At 57.1% G+C, this 21,288-nt stretch carries 17 protein-coding genes; 13 read left to right on the forward strand and 4 right to left on the reverse strand.

Annotated features, from left to right (window positions below):
* The first annotated feature begins 73 nt into the window (after positions 1–73).
* From murQ to tadA, 4 genes are read left to right on the forward strand one after another with little or no spacing between them, the layout of a single operon-like run.
* Complete coding sequence (gene murQ, locus SK62_RS05100) at positions 74–970, forward strand: N-acetylmuramic acid 6-phosphate etherase (protein WP_015572145.1); 897 nt, start codon at positions 74–76, stop codon at positions 968–970.
* 9 nt (positions 971–979) lie between these two features.
* Positions 980–2,344, forward strand: a complete 1,365-nt coding sequence (locus SK62_RS05105; RefSeq protein WP_015572146.1) for a PTS transporter subunit EIIC — start codon at positions 980–982, stop codon at positions 2,342–2,344.
* 3 nt (positions 2,345–2,347) lie between these two features.
* Positions 2,348–2,983, forward strand: coding sequence for a phosphatidylglycerophosphatase C (yfhb, locus tag SK62_RS05110; RefSeq protein WP_017383550.1), 636 nt, complete (start codon positions 2,348–2,350; stop codon positions 2,981–2,983).
* 24 nt (positions 2,984–3,007) lie between these two features.
* Positions 3,008–3,547 carry a tRNA adenosine(34) deaminase TadA gene (gene tadA, locus SK62_RS05115; protein ID WP_022649032.1) on the forward strand — a complete coding sequence of 180 codons (540 nt, stop codon included), beginning with the start codon at positions 3,008–3,010 and terminating at the stop codon, positions 3,545–3,547.
* Here the strand turns inward: tadA and mltF are convergent.
* Positions 3,435–4,985 (reverse strand): membrane-bound lytic murein transglycosylase MltF, encoded by a 1,551-nt coding sequence (gene mltF / locus SK62_RS05120; protein ID WP_017383549.1) that lies wholly within the window; start codon positions 4,983–4,985, stop codon positions 3,435–3,437. The genes tadA and mltF overlap by 113 nt on opposite strands.
* Before the next feature lie 267 nt (positions 4,986–5,252).
* Here mltF and purL point away from each other — a divergent pair, with 267 nt between their 5' ends.
* The 5 genes from purL to glnB all read left to right on the forward strand — a co-directional run bounded on the left by purL (position 5,253) and on the right by glnB (position 13,608).
* The gene (purL, locus tag SK62_RS05125; protein WP_023295163.1) at positions 5,253–9,140 is read left to right on the forward strand and encodes a phosphoribosylformylglycinamidine synthase; all 3,888 of its coding nucleotides are present in this window, start codon (positions 5,253–5,255) and stop codon (positions 9,138–9,140) included.
* A gap of 532 nt (positions 9,141–9,672) precedes the next feature.
* Entirely contained in the window at positions 9,673–11,106 is a 1,434-nt protein-coding gene (qseE, locus tag SK62_RS05130; protein ID WP_032672084.1) for a two component system sensor histidine kinase QseE/GlrK, read from the forward strand.
* Positions 11,103–11,855, forward strand: coding sequence for a two-component system QseEF-associated lipoprotein QseG (gene qseG / locus SK62_RS05135; RefSeq protein WP_015572149.1), 753 nt, complete (start codon positions 11,103–11,105; stop codon positions 11,853–11,855). Before qseE ends, qseG begins: the two co-directional genes overlap by 4 nt.
* Positions 11,852–13,189 (forward strand): two-component system response regulator GlrR, encoded by a 1,338-nt coding sequence (gene glrR / locus SK62_RS05140; RefSeq protein ID WP_015572150.1) that lies wholly within the window; start codon positions 11,852–11,854, stop codon positions 13,187–13,189. Before qseG ends, glrR begins: the two co-directional genes overlap by 4 nt.
* A gap of 80 nt (positions 13,190–13,269) precedes the next feature.
* On the forward strand, positions 13,270–13,608 hold the full coding sequence (glnB, locus tag SK62_RS05145) for a nitrogen regulatory protein P-II (RefSeq protein ID WP_003860685.1): 339 nt from the start codon (positions 13,270–13,272) through the stop codon (positions 13,606–13,608).
* Positions 13,609–13,688: 80 nt separating this feature from the next.
* On the opposite strand, the gene hmpA is transcribed toward glnB, so the two are convergent.
* A complete protein-coding gene (gene hmpA, locus SK62_RS05150; protein ID WP_023304225.1) occupies positions 13,689–14,879 on the reverse strand; it encodes an NO-inducible flavohemoprotein in 1,191 nt (396 codons plus the stop codon).
* Between the two features lie 304 nt (positions 14,880–15,183).
* Here hmpA and glyA point away from each other — a divergent pair, with 304 nt between their 5' ends.
* Complete coding sequence (gene glyA, locus SK62_RS05155) at positions 15,184–16,437, forward strand: serine hydroxymethyltransferase (protein WP_003860678.1); 1,254 nt, start codon at positions 15,184–15,186, stop codon at positions 16,435–16,437.
* Positions 16,438–16,490: 53 nt separating this feature from the next.
* Here the strand turns inward: glyA and SK62_RS05160 are convergent, their stop codons facing one another.
* Complete coding sequence (locus tag SK62_RS05160; protein WP_015572152.1) at positions 16,491–16,913, reverse strand: DoxX family protein; 423 nt, start codon at positions 16,911–16,913, stop codon at positions 16,491–16,493.
* Positions 16,914–17,085: 172 nt separating this feature from the next.
* Here SK62_RS05160 and SK62_RS05165 point away from each other — a divergent pair, with 172 nt between their 5' ends.
* A complete protein-coding gene (locus tag SK62_RS05165) occupies positions 17,086–18,225 on the forward strand; it encodes a 3-phenylpropionate MFS transporter (protein ID WP_032669382.1) in 1,140 nt (379 codons plus the stop codon).
* Here SK62_RS05165 and csiE read toward each other — a convergent pair whose 3' ends face one another.
* Positions 18,226–19,503 (reverse strand): stationary phase inducible protein CsiE, encoded by a 1,278-nt coding sequence (csiE, locus tag SK62_RS05170; RefSeq protein WP_032649100.1) that lies wholly within the window; start codon positions 19,501–19,503, stop codon positions 18,226–18,228.
* Positions 19,504–19,628: 125 nt separating this feature from the next.
* On the opposite strand from csiE, the gene SK62_RS05175 reads away from it, so the two are divergent.
* Both SK62_RS05175 and SK62_RS05180 read left to right on the forward strand, forming a co-directional pair.
* On the forward strand, positions 19,629–20,267 hold the full coding sequence (locus SK62_RS05175) for a DUF1007 family protein (protein ID WP_047050318.1): 639 nt from the start codon (positions 19,629–19,631) through the stop codon (positions 20,265–20,267).
* Positions 20,258–21,238 (forward strand): nickel/cobalt transporter, encoded by a 981-nt coding sequence (locus SK62_RS05180; protein WP_047719326.1) that lies wholly within the window; start codon positions 20,258–20,260, stop codon positions 21,236–21,238. The genes SK62_RS05175 and SK62_RS05180 overlap by 10 nt, the downstream gene beginning before the upstream one ends.
* The last annotated feature ends 50 nt before the right edge of the window (positions 21,239–21,288 follow it).

The raw sequence follows: 21,288 nt of genomic DNA on the forward strand, positions 1-21,288 counted from the left end.
TGCTCGCCTGAATGAATTTTATATTCCATTATAGTGCGTTTATTATGAATTAAAAATTCCAGAGGTAAATAACATGAATCTAGGCTCTCTTGTTTCTGAAACGCGTAACCCGCAAACCATGGATCTTGATGCACTGTCCACGCTGGAGCTGGTAAACCGCTTTAATCAACAGGATACCCTCGTCGCGCTGGCAGTCAAAGAGACATTGCCCGAGGTGGCGAAAGCCGTAGACGCCGCTGCCGACGCTCTGAAAGCAGGAGGACGCATTATTTACATGGGGGCGGGTACCAGTGGGCGACTCGGTGTGCTGGATGCCTCAGAATGTCCCCCGACCTTTGGCGTTCCGCACGGTCTGGTCGTTGGCCTGATTGCCGGTGGCCCCGGCGCGCTGCTGAAAGCGGTGGAAGGGGCAGAAGACAATAAACAGCTTGGGGAAGACGATCTCAGGGCGCTGAACCTGACCGCGCAGGATCTGGTCGTCGGGCTGGCGGCTTCTGGTCGTACGCCGTACGTCATTGGTGGGCTGGAATACGCCAGACAGACGGGATGTACCACGGTGGCCATCTCTTGTAACCCGGGTTCGCCGATTGCGCAGGTGGCCGCCATTGCCATCTCTCCGGTCGTCGGGCCGGAAGCGCTCACCGGCTCCACGCGCCTGAAATCGGGAACCGCGCAGAAGCTGGTGCTCAATATGATCTCCACCGGCGCGATGGTGAAATTCGGCAAGGTCTACCAAAACCTGATGGTGGATATGCAGGCCACCAACGTCAAGTTGGTGGACAGAGCCTGCCGCATGGTGATAGAGGCGACAGGGGCAGGTCGGGAAGAGGCGGAAGCGGTACTCAAACAGACCGATTACGACGTCAAACCCGCCATTCTGATGATATTAACCGGGCTGGATGCAGCCGCGGCCAGAGCCAGGCTCGAAGCCCATCACGGGTTTTTACGGGCGGCATTAGAACACCAATAAGAGGCGTGTATGGACAAAACAGCAGCGCTCGCCAGCGACATCCTGCTTGGGATCGGTGGGGAAAAAAATATTCAGCGTCTGGAAAACTGCATGACGCGTGTACGCGTCGAGGTGCACAACGACGAAAAGCTTGATTTAACGCGCCTGAAGCAGCTCCCCGGCGTGAGCGGGTACGTTAAACAGGGGCAACAGCACCAGCTGATTGTCGGTCCGGGCAAAGCGGCGCAGGTGGTTGATGCCATGCGCGCCCTGATGACGGGCAGTGAAACGGCTCCCGCCTTTGACGACGCGGAACGCACCAAAGCGCAGGCGAAAGCCAAATACAAAGCCCCCATGAGCGATGCGCTGCGCCAGCTGGCAAACGTCTTTATTCCTCTGATCCCGGCGTTTATCGCATCGGGGCTGATCACCGGGATTATCAATATCCTCAAGCGTCCGGATATTGTCGGGAATTTCGCCACCCAGTATCCGAACCTGCTGGGTATTCTGGCGATTTTCGGCAGCGCGGTGTTTGCCATCATGAACATTCTGGTGGGGGTAAACACGGCCAAAGTGTTCGGCGGCTCGCTGGCGATGGGCGGCGTAATGGCGGGTATCCTCTCCAGCCCGCAGCTGGCGCAGATTACGCTGTTTGGCGAGGCGCTTCAGCCAGGCCGCGGTGGGGTGATTGCCGTGCTGCTGGTGGTCATTCTGATGTGCTGGATCGAGAAAAAGCTGCGCGCGTTGCTGCCAGGCTCGATTGAGCTGATCCTCAACCCGCTGCTGACCACATTGATTACCGGGAGCGTGGCGATTGTGGCGCTGCAACCGTTAGGCGGCGCGATCTCTGAAGCCATCGCCCACGGCGCGTCTCTGGCGATCGATCGCGGCGGGCTGCTGGTGGGGGCCGTGCTGTCCGGGACCTTCCTGCCGTTAGTGCTGACCGGTCTGCATCAGGGGCTGGTGCCGATCCACGTCGAACTGGTACAGGCGCACGGCTATAACGCACTGCTGCCGATCCTGTCGATGGCGGGCGTTGGGCAGGTCGGCGCGGCCATCGCGGTGCTGATGAAAACCCGCAACGCGCGTCTGAAAAAGGTCATTAAAGGGGCGCTGCCGGTCGGGTTACTCGGTATCGGCGAACCGTTGATTTTCGGCGTGACCTTGCCGCTGGGTAAGCCGTTCCTGGCCGCCTGCCTCGGTGGCGCGGTGGGCGGGGCGTTAATCAGCTACTGGAAAGTGGCGACCGTCATTACCTTCGGGATCTCCGGTTTACCGCTGGCATTAACCATCGTGACCGGAAAAGTGATGCTCTATCTGTTAGGCTATCTGGTAGCGGTGATCGCCGGGTTCCTGTTTACCTGGCTGTTAGGATTCAACGACCCAGAGGAGTAAGGTTTGGCCAGTCACGAGCGTCGCGTTGTCTTTTTTGATCTGGATGGAACGCTGCATCAGCAGGATATGTTCGGCACCTTTATGCGCTACCTGCTGCGGCGCCAGCCCCTTAACGCGTTGCTGGTATTACCCCTGTTACCCGTTATTGGTATCGCGCTGCTGGTGAAAGGCCGTGCAGCGCGCTGGCCGATGAGCCTGCTGCTCTGGGGATGCACGTTTGGTCATAGCGAAGCGCGCCTTAAGCAGCTCGAACAGGATTTTGCGCACTGGTTTCGCGGGCACGTCGCCGCGTTTCCCGTGGTACAGGCGCGCCTGACCAGCTATCTCGACGCCAACGATGCCGATATCTGGCTGATTACCGGCTCCCCGCAGACGCTGGTGGAGCATGTCTATTTTGATACGCCCTGGCTGCCGCGCGTGAATCTTATCGCGACACAAATCGCGCGCGGCTACGGCGGCTGGGTGCTGACTATGCGCTGCCTCGGACATGAAAAAGTGGTGCAGCTGGAGAAACGCATCGGTACGCCGCTGCGTCTGTACAGCGGCTACAGCGACAGCAAGCAGGACAACCCGCTGCTCTATTTTTGCCAGCACCGCTGGCGCGTCACGCCTCTGGGCGAACTTCAGCAACTCGAATAGTCTTATCTGTACCGGCTGTGTATAATGCCGCCCGCTTTTCGACTGGAGTATCAGCCCTTGTCCAACCCTGAACACAATCATGAATACTGGATGCGCCATGCGCTGGCGCTGGCTCAGCGCGCCTGGGAAGAGGGCGAAGTGCCCGTGGGCGCGGTACTGGTCCATAACAATCAGGTGATTGGGGAAGGGTGGAACCGTCCGATTGGCCGTCACGATCCTACCGCGCATGCTGAAATTATGGCGCTGCGTCAGGGCGGACTGGTGCTGCAAAACTATCGTCTGCTTGATACCACCCTGTATGTCACCCTTGAGCCGTGCGTAATGTGCTCCGGGGCGATGGTGCACAGCCGAATCGGTACGCTGGTGTTTGGCGCGCGGGATGAAAAGACGGGCGCTGCTGGTTCACTGATGGACGTACTTGGGCATCCGGGGATGAACCACCAGGTGAAAACTATCGGCGGGGTACTTGCACCAGAATGTTCGGGTCTGTTAAGTGACTTTTTTCGAATGCGTCGGCAGCAGAAAAAGCAACAAAAGGCAGAATTGAAACCGCAGGATGATTAAGCTCGTCCGGTGCGACCACCGGATAGCTTTCAGCCAGCTGTTGCGCCTCGGCCGCCTCTTTTTCTTTCTCCAGCAGATATCCCACCAGGCTTATCTGGTACTTACGAATATTTTCCACGTAGGCATACGCTTCATGCCCGCGCGCATAGCCGTACGTCAGCTTCTGGTACCACTGTTTCTGGCTAAGCAGCGGCAGGCGCTGTTTTACATCTGACCAGCTGTCCGGATTACCTTTAGTTTTCGCCGTCAGCGCCCGCGCGTCGAGCATGTGCGCATAACCCATGTTATAGGCGGCCAGCGCAAACCAGATACGCTCCCCTTCCGGGACCGTCTCCGGCACTTTCGCCATCATATCCTGTAAATACTGCGCGCCGCCGCTGATGCTCTGTTCCGCATCGGTCCGGTCGCTGATGCCGAGGCTCTGGGCGGTATTTTTGGTCAGCATCATCAACCCGCGCACGCCCGTGGGTGAGGTGGCCTGAGCATCCCAGTGCGATTCCTGGTAGGAAATTGCCGCCAGCAGCTTCCAGTCAATCTCCTCGGCGTACTTCTCAAACAGCGGTTGCAGGTCCGGCAGCACACTGTCCACCGCGCGCAGGAAAGTGCGGGTGTCAACGTAATCAAAATCGTCCCCGTGACCGAGATATTTCTCTTCCAGGCGCGCCAGGGTGCCGTCTTCATTGATGGAATTAAAGAAATCGAGCATAGCCGCAGAGACGGTTTGATCGTCATCCAGCTGGGTAAACCAGGTCACCGGCTGTTCGTCGGTCACATCCAGCGCCACGGCGATTTCAGGATGAACGCGCTGGAAAAGGCTAATCGCCACCGAATCAGCAATGGTATAGGCCAGCTTTTTATCTTTAACCTGCTCCAGCAATTCGGTCGTGCCGAGTTTAGGATCGACCGTCCAGCTGAGGTTAGGGTATTTTTTCTCTTTCAACGCTCGCAGATCGTCAATCACCACATGGCCTGGCGCAATGGTCAATTGCTGGTCGGTGATGTCGGCCAGTGAGCGCGGACGCAGGCTACCCACACGATAAACCACCTGCTGCGACACGGAGTAATAGGTCGGGCCCGGCTGATAGTTTTTGCTGCGTTCGCTGTTGTACACCAGACCTGCGGCGAGAATATCGGCACGGTCATGGTCCAAATCATCAAACAGCTGGTTGATGTTCTGCCGCACGGTAACTTTCAGCTTCACGCCCAGATAGTCTGCAAACAGCTGTGCCAGTTCGTAATCAAGACCGATGGTTTTACCGTTGATATCATCGTAAATAAGCGGGGAGGAGAGGGTACTGACGCGCAACTCCCCCCGCTCCTGAATGGCGGCGATACGGTTTTCGGCCTTGCCGAACCAGGGGATAGACGGCCAGAGGGCCACTGCCAGCAGCAACGTAACAATGCCGATGAGCAGATAATTAATCTTTAATTTTTTCAATTAGTTAATTCTCTGCGACGCCGGTTGCCTCAGTGTGCTGTAGTCATGTTAAGAGTAGAGTTTGCCATTGATTGAGCGGCATTTTGCGCAAAGTAGCGCCAGTTGGCAACCAATTAGAGAGACAGGTCACATCTATTGTTAAACATAAAGGATGATTTTATTTCGACGCAAACGGTTTCGTCGGCGCTCAGGATTCTCTATAATGACGCCCGTTTTCCCCCCTTGCGCACACTGTAAGCGCCCCGGCGCTTCGAAGACGAGAGACTTATGATGGAAATTCTGCGTGGTTCGCCTGCACTGTCTGCCTTCCGTATTAACAAACTGCTGGCACGTTTTCAGGCGGCCGACCTTCCGGTAAGCAATATTTACGCTGAGTATGTCCATTTTGCTGACCTGAACGCCCCCCTGAATGCAGAGGAGCGCGTACAGCTGGAACGCCTGCTTAAATATGGCCCAAGCCTGAGCAGCCATACGCCGACCGGCAAATTAATCCTCGCCACGCCACGCCCTGGCACCATCTCCCCCTGGTCTTCCAAAGCCACCGACATCGCTCACAACTGCGGCCTGAGCCAGATTAACCGTCTGGAGCGCGGTGTGGCGTACTATGTGGAAGCGTCAACCCTGAGCGACGCGCAGTGGCAGGTGGTTGCCGCAGAGCTGCACGACCGCATGATGGAGAGCGTGTTTGATTCTCTGGATGATGCGCAGAAACTGTTCTCCCACCATCAGCCTGCGCCGGTACAGAGCGTGGATTTGCTGGGGCAGGGGCGTCAGGCGCTGATCGACGCAAACCTGCGTCTTGGTCTGGCGCTCGCAGAAGATGAAATCGACTACCTTCAGGATGCATTCGTTAAGCTGAATCGCAACCCGAACGACATCGAACTGTATATGTTCGCGCAGGCCAACTCCGAGCACTGCCGCCACAAGATTTTCAACGCCGACTGGATTATCGACGGCGAACAGCAGCCGAAGTCGCTGTTCAAAATGATCAAAAACACCATGGAGCAAACCCCTGACCACGTGCTGTCTGCCTATAAAGACAACGCCGCGGTGATGGAAGGTTCCGAGGTGGGCCGCTTCTTCGCCGACCGCGAAGCGGGGCGCTATGACTTCCACCAGGAGCCTGCGCATATCCTGATGAAAGTGGAAACCCACAACCACCCGACGGCGATCTCCCCGTGGCCGGGTGCAGCGACCGGCTCCGGCGGTGAAATCCGTGACGAAGGTGCGACCGGTCGCGGCGCGAAACCAAAAGCGGGTCTGGTCGGTTTCTCCGTTTCCAACCTGCGTATTCCGGGCTTTGAGCAGCCGTGGGAAGAAGACTTCGGCAAGCCAGAGCGCATTGTCACCGCGCTGGATATCATGACCGAAGGCCCGCTGGGCGGCGCGGCGTTCAACAACGAATTTGGTCGTCCGGCGCTGAACGGTTACTTCCGTACCTACGAAGAGAAAGTGGACAGCCACAACGGCGAAGAGCTGCGCGGCTACCACAAACCGATCATGCTGGCGGGCGGGATCGGCAACATTCGCGCCGATCATGTGCAGAAAGGCGAGATCGTCGTCGGCGCGAAGCTGATCGTGCTCGGCGGCCCGGCAATGAACATCGGTCTGGGCGGCGGGGCAGCCTCGTCTATGGCTTCCGGCCAGTCTGATGCGGATCTCGACTTCGCGTCCGTGCAGCGCGACAACCCGGAAATGGAGCGCCGTTGTCAGGAAGTGATCGACCGCTGCTGGCAGCTCGGCGATGCCAACCCGATTCTGTTCATCCACGACGTGGGCGCGGGTGGACTCTCTAACGCCATGCCTGAGCTGGTGAGCGACGGCGGTCGCGGCGGACGCTTCAACCTGCGCGATATCCTGAGCGATGAGCCGGGCATGAGCCCGCTGGAGATCTGGTGTAACGAATCCCAGGAGCGATATGTGCTGGCGGTTGCCGCCGATCAGCTGCCGCTGTTTGACGAGCTGTGCCGCCGCGAGCGCGCGCCGTATGCCGTCATCGGTGAAGCGACCGAAGAGCAGCACCTTTCCTTAAGCGACACCCATTTTGACAACCAGCCGATCGATCTGCCGCTGGACGTGCTGCTCGGCAAAACGCCGAAGATGACCCGCGACGTGCAGACTCGCAAAGCGGCGGGCAAAGCGCTGGATCGCCAGGGCATCACCGTGGCAGAAGCGGTTAACCGCGTGCTGCACCTGCCTGCCGTGGCAGAGAAAACCTTCCTGGTCACCATCGGCGACCGTACCGTGACCGGTATGGTGTCGCGCGATCAGATGGTCGGCCCGTGGCAGATCCCGGTCGCTAACTGCGCCGTGACCACCGCGAGCCTCGACAGCTACTACGGCGAAGCGATGGCCCTGGGCGAACGCACGCCAGTGGCGCTGCTGGACTTCGCCGCTTCTGCCCGTCTGGCGGTCGGTGAAGCGCTGACCAACATCGCCGCGACGCAGATTGGCGATATCAAACGCATCAAACTTTCCGCGAACTGGATGGCCGCTGCCGGTCACCCGGGCGAAGATGCCGGCCTGTACGAAGCGGTGAAAGCGGTGGGTGAAGAGCTGTGTCCTGCGCTCGGCCTGACCATTCCGGTGGGTAAAGACTCCATGTCGATGAAAACCCGCTGGCAGGAAGGTAACGAGCAGCGCGAGATGACCTCTCCGCTGTCGCTGGTGATCACCGCGTTTGCGCGCGTGGAAGACGTGCGTCATACCGTTACGCCGCAGCTTTCCACTGAAGATAACGCCCTGCTGTTGATTGACCTCGGCAAAGGCCATAACGCGCTGGGCGCCACCGCGCTGGCGCAGGTTTACCGCCAGCTCGGCGATAAGCCAGCCGACGTGCGCGATGTCGCCCAGCTGAAAGGCTTCTACGACGCAATTCAGGCGCTGGTGGCGCAGCGTAAGCTGCTGGCCTACCACGACCGTTCCGATGGTGGCCTGCTGGTGACGCTGGCAGAGATGGCCTTCACCGGTCATTGCGGCGTTGAAGCAAACATTGCCACGCTTGGCGAAGACCGCCTGGCAGCGCTGTTTAACGAAGAGCTTGGCGCGGTCATTCAGGTACGCGCCGCAGATCGCGACGCGGTGGAAGCGATTCTGGCGCAGCACGGTCTGGCAGACTGCGTACACTATCTCGGTAAAGCGGTGCAGGGCGACCGCTTCGTGATTGAAGCCGACGGCCACGCGGTGTTCAGCGAAAGCCGCACCACGCTGCGTATGTGGTGGGCGGAAACCACCTGGCAGATGCAGCGCCTGCGTGACAATCCGGAATGCGCCGATCAGGAACACAACGCGAAGGCGAACGACAACGATCCTGGCCTGAACGTGAAGCTCAGCTTCGACATTAACGAAGACATTGCCGCGCCGTACATTGCGACCGGTGCGCGTCCGAAAGTAGCCGTGCTGCGCGAGCAGGGCGTTAACTCCCACGTTGAGATGGCGGCGGCCTTCCACCGGGCGGGCTTTGACGCCATCGACGTCCACATGAGCGACCTGCTGGCCGGGCGTACCGGGCTGGATGATTTCCAGGCGCTGGTCGCCTGCGGCGGTTTCTCCTACGGCGACGTGCTGGGCGCGGGCGAAGGCTGGGCGAAGTCTATTCTGTTCAACAGCCGCGTGCGTGACGAGTTCGAAACCTTCTTCCATCGTCCGCAGACGCTGGCGCTGGGCGTGTGTAACGGCTGTCAGATGATGTCTAACCTGCGCGAGCTGATCCCGGGCAGCGAAGCCTGGCCGCGCTTTGTGCGTAACCAGTCTGACCGCTTCGAAGCGCGCTTCAGCCTGGTAGAAGTGACCCAAAGCCCGTCTCTGCTGTTGCAGGGAATGGTCGGTTCACAGATGCCAATCGCGGTTTCGCACGGTGAAGGTCAGGTTGAAGTGCGTGATGCGGCGCACCTGGCTCAGCTTGAAAGCAAAGGACTGGTGGCGCTGCGCTTTGTTGATAACTTCGGCAAGGTCACCGAAACCTATCCGGCTAACCCGAACGGTTCGGCAAATGGCATTACCGCCGTCACCAGCGAAAGCGGTCGGGTGACGATCATGATGCCGCACCCGGAACGTGTCTTCCGTACCGTGAGCAACTCCTGGCACCCGGAAAACTGGGGCGAGGACAGCCCGTGGATGCGCATTTTCCGCAACGCGCGTAAACAACTGGGTTAAGTTTCAACGCCCTGACTGTAGGCCCGGTAAGCGCGAGCGCCACCGGGCTTTTTTGTACCTGTCGCAAAATCGCGACAATCCTCTGGGTTGAGTGTCTCCAATAAGAGACATTTAACTTATTGATTTATATATGTCAGGACGGGTTCCCGTTAAGGTGTTGCTTAATAGCGACACTTAGCCTGGAAATCATTCACCTGACAATCAATGCATTTTAATAATAAAACAATTATTAATCATAAGGATAGTATCAATTTTTGCAATCTGGCACGCGCGTTGCATAATAGTAACCAGTGGCTCATTCACCTTCTTATGTCAGCCCCTTCGGGACGTGCTACATAAACTTCGAATGACGCACAAAAAGGTGCCTGCCGTCCAACTACTGATTATTGCAATGCTTTATCAGGCCAGGGCGAAACGTCGAGTTAGGCACCGCCTTATTCCATGACAAAGCCGGGTTTTTACCCGGCTTTGTTGTATCTGAAGGGCAGACTCAGTTACGCTCTCCTCAAACCCGGATGATGAGAGTAATGTGTTGAAACGCTGGCCCGCTTTCCCTCGCTCCCTGCGACAGCTCGTTATGATGGCCTTCCTGCTGATCCTGCTACCTTTGCTGGTTCTGGCGTGGCAGGCATGGCAAAGCCTGAATGCGTTAAGTGCCCAGGCGGCCCTGACTAACCGCACCACGCTTATTGATGCCCGCCGTAGCGAGGCAATGACCAACGCCGCGCTGGAGATGGAGCGTAGCTATCGCCAGTACTGCGTGCTGGACGACCGCACGCTGGAGAGGGTCTATCAGAACCAGCGTAAACGCTACAGCGAAATGCTGGATGCCCATGCCGGGGTCTTGCCGGATGACAAACTCTATCAGGCGCTGCGTCAGGATCTGAACGATCTGGCGCAGCTCCAGTGCAAAAACAGCGGTCCTGATGCCGCCGCCGCCGCCCGACTTGAAGCCTTCGCGAACGCCAATACGGAGATGGTGCAGTCCACCCGTACGGTTATCTTTTCCCGTGGGCAGCAACTCCAGCAGGAGATTGCCGAGCGCGGCCAGTTCTTCGGCTGGCAGGCGCTGGTGCTGTTCCTCGTCAGCCTTGGGCTGGTACTGCTCTTTACCCGCATGATTATCGGCCCCGTAAAGGGGATCCAGCGGATGATTAACCGCCTGGGGGAGGGCAAATCTCTCGGGGATACGGTTGTTTTTAAAGGCCCGCGCGAGCTGCGCTCGGTCGGTCAGCGTATCATCTGGCTTTCTGAACGCCTGGCGTGGCTGGAATCGCAGCGTCATCAGTTCCTGCGCCATATCTCACACGAACTCAAAACACCGCTGGCCAGTATGCGTGAAGGCACGGAGCTGCTGGCAGACGAAGTAGCGGGGCCGTTAACCCCTGAGCAAAAAGAGATCGTGGCGATTCTGGATGCCAGTAGCCGCAATTTACAAAAACTTATTGAACAACTGCTGGACTATAACCGCAAGCTGGCGGATGGTGCTGTGGTGCTTGAAAGCGTTGAGATTGAACCGCTGGTGGACATGGTGATCTCCGCCCATAGCCTGCCAGCAAGAGCTAAAATGATGCATACCCAGGTGGATCTCAATGCACCTTCCTGCCTGGCAGAGCCGATGTTGTTAATGAGCGTACTGGATAATCTTTATTCCAATGCGGTGCACTATGGTACTGAATCCGGTACCATTTATATCAGAAGCAATAACAACGGTTCGCGGGTATGTATTGACGTAGCGAATACGGGAAGCCCGATTCCGGATGATGAAAAAACGATGATCTTTGAGCCCTTCTTCCAGGGGAGTCATCAGCGAAAAGGTGCGGTAAAAGGAAGTGGTCTGGGGCTGAGTATTGCCCGCGACTGCATACGACGCATGCAGGGTGAGCTTAACATCGTGAGTGATGAACGCGCCGATGTCTGTTTTCGTATCGAACTGCCTCTTGAGCCGGAAAAATCAATGAAATGAATAACAACCTGGTGAGTATGTCACACGTCTTTTACCGCGCACTGCGCGCGGTGTTTTCCAGCAAAAATGTGCGCCTGAGCCTGCCCTGCTTACTGCTGGCCGGCTGTGTAACCCATGCGCCGAAAAGTGCAATTAGCCACAAACAGGAAGATAAATGGCCGCAAAAACAGCTGGCCGATTTCCTTTCAACACGTTGCGATGATATCTGGAACCTGTCGGGGCGTGATGTTGAATCCAATCCGCTGTTCTGGCTGCGCGGAATAGACTGCGCCCAGCGGCTGGCGCCCGCCGAGGCCCGTGCCCAGGCGGCGATGCTGGTGGACGATACCTGGCAGGACGCGTTTAAACGTGGGATCGTGATGGCGGATGCCAGAATCACGCCTGTCGAACGCCGCGCCAACGTGACGCGGCTGGATACTTACGTGATCAATATTCCCCCGCAGGTGCGCCCGGTCTATCAGCTCTGGCGGGATGGACAAACCCTGCAATTACAGCTGTCTGAAGAGCGTTTCCGCTACAGCAAATTGCAGCAGTCGAGCGACAGCGAGCTTGATGCGCTTCGCCAGCAGCAGGAGTCGCTGCGCGAGCAGCTGGAAACCACCACCCGCAAGCTCGAAAATCTGACCGATATCGAAAGACAGCTCTCGACGCGTAAGCCGGCAGGCAGCTATCTGCCCGATGGGTCGAAAGGCAACTCTGCCACGACGCCAGACAGTGAGACGCCGAAACAAGAGGATGTGAAGCCATGACAAGCCGTAAACCTGCCCATCTGTTACTGGTGGATGACGATCCCGGGCTGTTAAAGCTGCTGGGAATGCGTCTGGTCAGCGAAGGCTACAGCGTGGTCACCGCTGAAAGCGGGCAGGAGGGGCTGAAAGTGCTCAGCCGCGAGAAAATCGATCTGGTGATCAGTGATTTGCGCATGGATGAAATGGATGGCCTGCAACTGTTCACGGAGATCCAGAAGCAGCAGCCCGGGATGCCGGTGATTATCCTCACCGCTCACGGATCTATTCCTGATGCGGTGGCCGCAACGCAGCAGGGGGTATTCAGCTTCCTCACCAAACCGGTGGATAAAGACGCCCTCTATAAAGCGATCGACAGCGCCCTTGAGCACGCGGCGCCATCCGGCGACGACGCCTGGCGTGAATCCATCGTGACGCGTAGCCCTGTGATGCTGCGCCTGCTGGAACAGGCGCGGATGGTGGCGCAATCCGACGTTAGCGTGCTGATCAACGGCCAGAGCGGGACCGGGAAAGAGATCCTGGCCCAGGCGATCCACAACGCCAGCCCACGCAGTAAAAATGCCTTTATTGCCATCAACTGTGGCGCGCTGCCGGAACAGCTGCTTGAGTCTGAGCTCTTCGGCCATGCCCGCGGCGCCTTTACCGGCGCGGTGAGCAGCCGTGAAGGGCTGTTCCAGGCGGCTGAGGGGGGCACGCTGTTTCTTGATGAAATTGGCGATATGCCCGCGCCGTTGCAGGTCAAACTGCTGCGCGTGTTGCAGGAGCGAAAAGTGCGTCCGCTTGGCAGCAACCGCGATATCGATATCAACGTGCGTATTATTTCCGCTACCCATCGCGATTTACCCAAGGTGATGGCGCGCAACGAGTTCCGTGAAGATCTTTACTATCGACTGAATGTCGTCAACCTGAAAATCCCGGCGCTGGCCGAGCGTGCGGAAGATATCCCGCTGCTGGCAAATCACCTTTTGCGCCAGGCCGCTGACCGCCACAAACCCTTCGTGCGCGCGTTCTCCACCGATGCGATGAAACGTCTGATGACCGCAAGCTGGCCGGGCAACGTACGTCAGCTGGTGAACGTGATTGAGCAGTGCGTGGCGCTGACGTCATCGCCGGTGATCAGCGATGCGCTGGTGGAGCAGGCCCTCGAGGGGGAAAACACGGCCTTGCCGACTTTTGCGGAAGCGCGAAACCAGTTCGAGCTGAACTATCTGCGCAAGCTGCTGCAAATCACCAAAGGCAACGTAACCCATGCGGCGCGCATGGCCGGGCGTAACCGTACCGAGTTTTATAAATTGCTCTCACGCCACGAGCTGGAAGCGAACGATTTTAAAGAGTAATACCGCAAAATTCGCCTGAATATGATACTGTGAGCAACCGATTACGAGGCTGCTTACTGGCAAGAGTTTAAGGACCCACCATGAAAAAGATTGATGCGATTATTAAACCTTTCAAACTGGATGATGTACGTGAAGCGCTGGCAGAAGTAGGCATCACCGGGATGACCGTAACTGAAGTAAAAGGTTTTGGTCGTCAGAAGGGCCACACCGAGCTATACCGTGGCGCAGAGTACATGGTGGACTTTCTGCCGAAAGTGAAAATCGAGATCGTGGTGAGCGATGATATCGTCGATACCTGTGTGGACACCATCATCCGCACGGCGCAGACCGGCAAAATTGGCGACGGGAAAATCTTCGTCTTTGACGTGGCGCGTGTGATCCGTATCCGTACCGGCGAAGAAGACGACGCGGCGATTTAACATTCTTGCCGGGTGGCGCTGCGCGTACCCGGCCTACAAAACCCTTCGTAGGCCCGTGCAAGCGCAGCGCCGCCGGGCGATTACAGCACTTTATGCGGGCCGAAACATTCGTAATGAATGTTGTCTTTATTCACGCCCAGGTCTACCAGCTGCTTCGCGGCATACTGCATAAACGCTACTGGCCCACAAACGTAGAACTGCATCCCCGGTGCGCTGAACGCCCCTTCATGCTGCCCTAAATTCATCAGGCCTTCGCTGTCGAAACGAGCCGCTGCGCGGTCTGCCTCCGTCGGCAGGCGATACCAGGTATGCGCGGTGAAACGCGGCAGGGTCGCTCCGAGCGCTTTGACTTCATCCGCAAAGGCGTGCACATCACCGTTCTCCGCCGCGTGGAACCAGTTAACCTGCGCGCTGTGGTTTGCTTTCGCCAGCGTATCCAGCATTGCCAGCATTGGCGTCTGACCTACGCCTGCGGAGATCAACGTCACCGGGGTATTCGTTTCAACGGCCATAAAGAAATCGCCCGCCGGTGCCGCCAGATGGACCACGTCGCCCACGCTGGCTTCGTTATGCAGCCAGTTGGATACCTGACCGCCTTCCTCACGTTTAACCGCAATGCGATAGCCTTTGCCGTCTGGCTTGCGGGTCAGGGAGTACTGGCGAATCTCCTGGTGCGGGAAGCCTTCAGGCTTCAGCCAGACGCCCAGATACTGGCCCGGCTGGTAATCGGCAACCGGCTGACCGTCCACTGGCTCAAACTCAAAGCTGGTGATCAGTGCGCTGCGCGGGGTTTTCTCAACGATGCGGAAGGCGCGCGTGCCTTCCCAGCCGCCATTCTTGCTGGCGTTTTCGCTGTAGATCTGCGCTTCACGGTTGATGAATACGTTTGCCAGTACGCCATAGGCCTTACCCCAGGCATCCAGTACTTCCTGGCCCGGGCTGAACATTTCGTCCAGGGTTGCCAGCAGATGACTGCCGACGATGTTGTACTGCTCAGGTTTGATCTGGAAGCTGGTGTGCTTCTGGGCGATTTTTTCCACCGCAGGCAGCAGAGCCGCCAGGTTTTCGATGTTGCTGGCATAGGCGGCAATAGCGTTAAACAGCGCTTCGCGCTGATCGCCGTTACGCTGGTTGCTCATGTTGAAAATCTCTTTGAGCTCCGGGTTATGCGCGAACATGCGATCGTAGAAATGGGCGGTCAGTTTAGGACCCGTTTCAACCAGCAGGGGGATTGTGGCTTTCACGGTAGCGATGGTTTGGGCGTCGAGCATAGCAGCTTCCTTCTGATGTTACTTTAATGATGTATTTTATATGCATCTTATAAAAATACCCCTGCAATGTAAATGGTTCTTTGCATCGTGAAAAATATGCATCACAAAGCTGAAAAGAAATCCGTTGAAAATGGCGAGAGCTTTATTGCTCAAACCCTTGCGTGGCGTGGAGGTAAACGTTTGCGTAAAATCGTTTGTCAAGACCTGTTATCGCAGAACTATTCAGTTATACTGTTGCCCGTCGTCCAACAGGACTGCCTTTTCAGGCCAAAAATTTACTTGTTAGCTGAGTCAGGAGATGCGGATGTTAAAGCGTGAAATGAACATTGCCGATTATGATGCCGAACTGTGGCAGGCTATGGAGCAGGAAAAAGTACGTCAGGAAGAGCACATCGAACTGATCGCCTCCGAAAACTACACCAGCCCGCGCGTAATGCAGGCGCAGGGTTCTCAGCTGACCAACAAATATGCTGAAGGTTATCCGGGCAAGCGCTACTACGGCGGTTGCGAATACGTTGATATCGTTGAGCAGCTGGCGATTGACCGTGCGAAAGAACTCTTTGGCGCTGACTACGCGAACGTCCAGCCGCACTCTGGCTCTCAGGCTAACTTCGCTGTTTACACCGCGCTGTTGCAGCCGGGCGATACTGTTCTGGGTATGAACCTGGCGCAGGGCGGCCACCTGACTCACGGCTCCCCGGTTAACTTCTCTGGCAAACTGTACAACATCATCCCTTACGGTATTGATGAGTCCGGTAAAATTGACTATGAAGACATGGCGAAGCAGGCCAAAGAGCACAAGCCGAAGATGATCATCGGTGGCTTCTCTGCTTACTCCGGCATCGTTGACTGGGCAAAAATGCGTGAAATCGCTGACAGCATCGGTGCGTACCTGTTCGTCGACATGGCGCACGTTGCCGGTCTGATTGCGGCAGGCGTTTACCCGAACCCGGTTCCACATGCGCACGTTGTGACCACCACTACCCACAAAACCCTGGCGGGTCCACGCGGTGGTCTGATCCTGGCGAAAGGCGGTGACGAAGAGCTGTACAAAAAGCTGAACTCCGCCGTGTTCCCAAGCGCCCAGGGCGGCCCGCTGATGCACGTTATTGCCGCGAAAGCCGTCGCGCTGAAAGAAGCGATGGAGCCAGAGTTCAAGGTTTATCAGCAGCAGGTTGCTAAAAACGCCAAAGCGATGGTGGAAGTGTTCCTGAACCGTGGCTACAAAGTGGTCTCTGGCGGGACTGAAAACCACCTGTTCCTGCTGGACCTGGTTGATAAGAACCTGACCGGTAAAGAAGCTGACGCAGCCCTCGGTCGCGCCAACATTACCGTCAACAAAAACAGCGTGCCAAACGATCCGAAGAGCCCGTTCGTGACTTCCGGTATCCGTATCGGTTCTCCGGCCGTAACTCGCCGTGGCTTTAAAGAAGCGGAAGTGAAAGAGCTGGCGGGCTGGATGTGTGACGTTCTGGACAACATCAATGACGACGCGGTTATCGAGCGCGTTAAAGGTAAAGTTCTGGACATCTGCGCACGCTTCCCGGTGTACGCATAATTCTCTGCGTCGCAGAACTGAAAAAGGCCGCTCATGCGGCCTTTTTTTATGGGCTAACGTCGGTCGAGGGAGATGGCCCCCGGCCCGGTAATCGCCAGCAAAATAAAGCCGCCAGCGATACTTACATTTTTGTAGAAGTTAATCATATTTGGCAGAACCGCATCGCCCGTCATATCCCAGTAGTGGTGACCAATCACCGCTGTTCCCAGCGTATAGAAGACAAAGATCACCGCGAGGGGGCGGGTGAAAAAGCCCAGCACGATCAGAATCGCGGCGGGGACTTCCATCACCACCGCAACAATGGCGGCCAGCATGGGCATGGGGGCGCCGAGCGACGTCATATACTGAACGGTGCCGCTAAACCCCGTCAGCTTGGGATAACCGAAAATAATAAACAGGACCACAATAGCAATGCGGGCAATTAAAAGCAGGAAAGAACGAGAGGAGCCGAAATCGAAATAACGTAAGTTGTTCATGGCAAACGACCTCTTCAGGCGATGTTCTTTAAACGTAATACAATTTTGCCGCTCTCGCCATACGCCGACCGGCTGTCCATGATGTTAATTTATCGTTAATTTATAGCGCGCTAACGACTTGCTAAAGTCAGGGATTAACGCCAGACTATCGCCTCCATTTCGGGAGGGATTCATGGTCTTGCATTCCACGCGCTGGCTGGCGCTCAGCTATTTCACCTATTTCTTTAGTTACGGTATTTTTTTGCCTTTCTGGAGCGTCTGGCTCAAGGGAATTGGTCTGACGCCTGAGACCATTGGCATCCTGCTGGGCGCGGGGCTGGTGGCACGTTTCCTGGGTAGCCTGCTGATTGCGCCCCGCGTCAGCGATCCCTCCTTACTGATTAAAGCGGTGCGAATTCTGGCCCTGCTGACGCTGGTCTTTGCGGCCTGCTTCTGGGTCAGCCATCAGTTTGCCTGGCTGATGGTGGTAATGGTTGGCTTTAATCTGTTCTTCTCCCCGCTAGTGCCGCTGACGGATGCCCTGGCGAACACCTGGCAAAAGCAGATCACCATGGACTATGGCCGCGTGCGCTTGTGGGGATCGATTGCCTTCGTGATCGGCTCTGCGCTGGTCGGGAAACTGGTCAGCCTCTATGACTATCGTGCCATTCTGGCGCTGTTAACGCTCGGCATCGCCTCGATGCTGCTCGGTATGTTGCTGCGTCCGTCGGTAATGCCGCAGGGCGAAAGCCGCCATCAGGAGAGCGCCGGCTGGCCCGCCTGGCGCTCGCTGGTGGCGCAAAGCTGGCGTTTCCTGGCCTGCGTCTGTCTGCTCCAGGGGGCACATGCGGCCTATTACGGCTTCAGCGCCATCTACTGGCAGGGGGCGGGCTACTCGGCTTCTGCGGTAGGCTACCTGTGGTCGCTCGGCGTGGTGGCGGAGGTCATTATCTTCGCGCTGAGCCAAAAACTTTTCCGTCGTTTCGGGGCGCGTGACCTGCTGCTGCTTTCCGCCGTTTGCGGCGTGGTGCGCTGGGGCATCATGGGCTGGACGACGGAGCTGCCGTGGCTGATTGTGGCGCAAATTCTGCACTGCGGAACCTTCACCGTGTGCCATCTGGCGGCGATGCGCTACATTGCGGCGCGAGAGGGTGGGGACGTTATCCGTCTTCAGGCGGTCTATTCAGCGGTGGCGATGGGCGGCAGTATTGCGGTGATGACCGTATTTGCCGGTTTCCTCTATCAGCACCTGGGGCACGGTGTGTTCTGGGTGATGGCGCTGGTCGCTTTACCTGCCATCGTCATCCGCCCAAAGGTGGCTGCTCGCTCGTAACTATGATTCGAGCATAACGCGAATATGTTCCTGCTGCTGCGTGTTCAGGGCCTCAACGGCATGAATGAGCGGCGGCGAGAACAGCGGCAGGGCGGTTGGATAAGGCGTAATGACCAGCGCCGCCTCGCGGGGGGCGCCCTCCTTCTTAAACGCCTCCAGGCTAAGATAACGAATATTGAGCGGCAGCAGCGTCAGCTCGCGAAGCTGCTGCTCAATTAACGCTTCGCAGGCTTTATCTTCCCCCGTTAACAGGACCACCTGTTTTTCATGCAGGTCGGTCTCCTGCATCAGCCAGGCACCAAAAATCACCGCCACCAGAGCCATCTCTTCACCGGAGAATCGCAGACCAAATTCGGCTTCCAGCTCAAACAGCGCCTCTTTAGTGGTGCGCAGCAGCCGGGGGTATAAACGGTGGATCTCTTCCGGCAGACTGTTGTCGATGCCGATGTCAAATAAGGAGCGGTCCAGCGCCTGAGCCAGATGAATATAAAGCTGATCGGTCAGCCCCTGCTCATCGCTGAAGTTCATCCCGGTTTGCGCCCGGAAGCGGGCAATCATACGCACGATAGCGCGACGCAGGCGCTGATCCTGCTGGTGTTTATCCATCACCGGGTCGGGTGTGCGAAGCATCATAAACAGCAGGGCCAGGAACAGCTGTTCATCGCTGTGCGTTCCCTGTGGGACGCGCCGTTTCCAGTGGCGGACAATTTCCTGCGCCGTAAAGTATTCCCCTCGGGACTGCGTCCAGCTGCGCTGAACGGGCGAAAACTCTGGCGTATTGCCCAGATGATGCTGAATCAGACAATATTGCAGATAAAGCTGTAAAAACTGTACGTCGCGGGACTCAAACTGGCGCTGAAGCTTGCGCGCACAAAAGTTGATAAGCGCCCGAAGGTTCGCATCGTCATAAAGCGGGCGGGCAATGCCGTGCTGTTTAAGCGCGGTTTTTAAGGCAGGGGTAAACTGTTGGGCAACAAAATGTGGACAGAGCCGAAGCGCCCTGCGCAGCCAGTGCAGCAGGCACAAACGTTGATTAAGGGCGGAACCCTCAATTCGGTAGCAGCCATCATGGTGCGTGACGATATCAAGGCGATGATAGCGCTGGATTTCATCGCGCGTCTCGGCTATATCTTGCCGTGCCATGACGTCGTCCACGCCGTTGGCAGCGATTATGCTCTGTGCGGTGACGGCAGCATCGGGCAGGTAAAGCATCAAAAGCACCTGGCAGCGGCGCTGCGAACTGGAAAGCACAGATGGAATTTCAAGCGTCGTCATCATCTGTCGGGTATCCAGTGTGAATGTTTGATAAGAATAGCTAAAGGATGGGCGCTGAAAAGCGCACCGGCAGGCATTTCACTCAGGATTGCTGGCGAACATCACAGAATTTTTGACGTGAGGAACAGATGCAAATAGTTAAACAAAGCGCGGTAGCGTTATTTTTGGCGGTTTTCACTTTCGCCGCCGGCGCACATCCTCACAGTTTTATCAGCCTGAAAACCGAACTGGTGACGGACGGCACGCAGCTCAGTGGCCTGAAGATGCGCTGGACGATGGATGAAATCACCTCCGCCGACCTGCTGTACGATGCCGGAAACGCAAAGCCCGGCGATGAGATCTGGAAAAAGCTGGCGGCGGAAGTGATGGCCAACGTGCTGGGTCAGCACTACTTCACCGAGTTCTGGCACAACGGACAAAAGGTTAAATTTCTTAACCGTCCCACGGAGTACGGCATGACCCGCGACGGTCATCAGGCGGTGCTGACCTTTATCCTTCCGCTGGCGCACCCTCAACCGCTGGCCGGGCAGAAGTACACGTTTTCCACGTTTGACCCAACCTACTATGTCGACATGCGCTATGACAATGACAGCGACGTACGGCTGCCGGACGCGCTGCAAAAAAGCTGCAAAATTGCCGTGCACACCCCGAAACCCAGCGAAGAGATGCTGAACTTTGCCGTTTCTCTTGATAAAGACGATGCGCCCCCTGAAGACATGGAGTTAGGTAAACAGTTTGCGCAGGAGGTGACGTTACAATGTCAGTGATCTCCTCTCCCGTCAGTAAGCCGCGTCGCTGGCTGCACCTCTGGCCTCTGGCGCTTTTTTTGTTGTTAGCGGTTGGCGGCGCGCTCTGGCTGTGGCAGGCATGGCCGCAGGTGATGGTGAAAAGCATCCTCTGGCAGCGGGAAGTTAATCAGCAGATGAGCGGTCTGCTGAAAGCCGTGGCGGAAAATCCGACCAAAGCGGGCGGCGCTCTTCTGGCGTTCAGCTTTATCTATGGCGTGCTGCATGCCCTGGGACCGGGGCACGGCAAAATCGTTATCACGACCTGGCTTGCCACGCATCCGTCGAAGCTGAAATCGAGTATCGGCCTGACGCTGGCTTCTTCTTTACTTCAGGGCGGTGTGGCGATTGCGCTGGTCGTGGTCGTCCTTTCGCTGCTACAGCTGCCGGCCCGCCAGCTGCATATGAGCAGCTTCTGGCTGGAGAAGGGAAGTTACGCGCTGGTAGGCGTGCTGGGGCTGATCCTCTGCTGGCGGGCGCTGAAAAAATTGCGCGCGTTGCTGCAAAAACCACAATTCAAAGCCTTTACGCCGCATCACGTTCACCATGAAAACTGCGGGTGCGGGCATCAGCACCTGCCGACGCAGGAGCAATTACAGAACGGTGACGACTGGCGTGCGCGCCTGATGATTGTTCTCTCAATGGGGATGCGTCCGTGCTCGGGTGCGATCATGGTTCTGCTGTTCAGTAAGGTCATTGGCGTGTTTGGCTGGGGCATGCTGTCCGCGCTGGCGATGGCGGCAGGAACGTCTCTCACCATTTCGTCTTTAGCGTTGCTGGTACACAGCTTCCGTCAGCTGGCGGTCAAACTCAGCGGCAATAAAACGCCGGTGCTGTGGCGACAGGTGGGCTGGACGACGCTGGCGCTGGCGGGTGGGGTGATTCTGCTGGTAGCTGCGGTCACGATGTGGATGAGCGCGGTGCCGGTGGGAAGGGGGTTGCGGCCTTTCTAGCCGTACCTGAGGCGTGTTGTAAGCCCGGTAAACGTAGCGCCACCGGGCTT

Source organism: Enterobacter sp. BIDMC109 (assembly GCF_001037885.1).
GTDB lineage: Bacteria > Pseudomonadota > Gammaproteobacteria > Enterobacterales > Enterobacteriaceae > Enterobacter > Enterobacter hormaechei_C.

What these genes read in the sequence shown, in the direction of transcription:
- SK62_RS05175 (WP_047050318.1), top strand. Translation starts at nt 19,629, where the DNA reads ATGCAAATAGTTAAACAAAGCGCGGTAGCGTTATTTTTGGCGGTTTTC.
- csiE (WP_032649100.1), bottom strand. Translation starts at nt 19,503, where the DNA reads ATGATGACGACGCTTGAAATTCCATCTGTGCTTTCCAGTTCGCAGCGC.
- murQ (WP_015572145.1), top strand. Translation starts at nt 74, where the DNA reads ATGAATCTAGGCTCTCTTGTTTCTGAAACGCGTAACCCGCAAACCATG.
- glrR (WP_015572150.1), top strand. Translation starts at nt 11,852, where the DNA reads ATGACAAGCCGTAAACCTGCCCATCTGTTACTGGTGGATGACGATCCC.
- SK62_RS05160 (WP_015572152.1), bottom strand. Translation starts at nt 16,913, where the DNA reads ATGAACAACTTACGTTATTTCGATTTCGGCTCCTCTCGTTCTTTCCTG.
- qseG (WP_015572149.1), top strand. Translation starts at nt 11,103, where the DNA reads ATGAATAACAACCTGGTGAGTATGTCACACGTCTTTTACCGCGCACTG.
- glyA (WP_003860678.1), top strand. Translation starts at nt 15,184, where the DNA reads ATGTTAAAGCGTGAAATGAACATTGCCGATTATGATGCCGAACTGTGG.
- purL (WP_023295163.1), top strand. Translation starts at nt 5,253, where the DNA reads ATGATGGAAATTCTGCGTGGTTCGCCTGCACTGTCTGCCTTCCGTATT.
- glnB (WP_003860685.1), top strand. Translation starts at nt 13,270, where the DNA reads ATGAAAAAGATTGATGCGATTATTAAACCTTTCAAACTGGATGATGTA.
- tadA (WP_022649032.1), top strand. Translation starts at nt 3,008, where the DNA reads ATGCCGCCCGCTTTTCGACTGGAGTATCAGCCCTTGTCCAACCCTGAA.
- hmpA (WP_023304225.1), bottom strand. Translation starts at nt 14,879, where the DNA reads ATGCTCGACGCCCAAACCATCGCTACCGTGAAAGCCACAATCCCCCTG.
- SK62_RS05105 (WP_015572146.1), top strand. Translation starts at nt 980, where the DNA reads ATGGACAAAACAGCAGCGCTCGCCAGCGACATCCTGCTTGGGATCGGT.
- SK62_RS05165 (WP_032669382.1), top strand. Translation starts at nt 17,086, where the DNA reads ATGGTCTTGCATTCCACGCGCTGGCTGGCGCTCAGCTATTTCACCTAT.
- SK62_RS05180 (WP_047719326.1), top strand. Translation starts at nt 20,258, where the DNA reads ATGTCAGTGATCTCCTCTCCCGTCAGTAAGCCGCGTCGCTGGCTGCAC.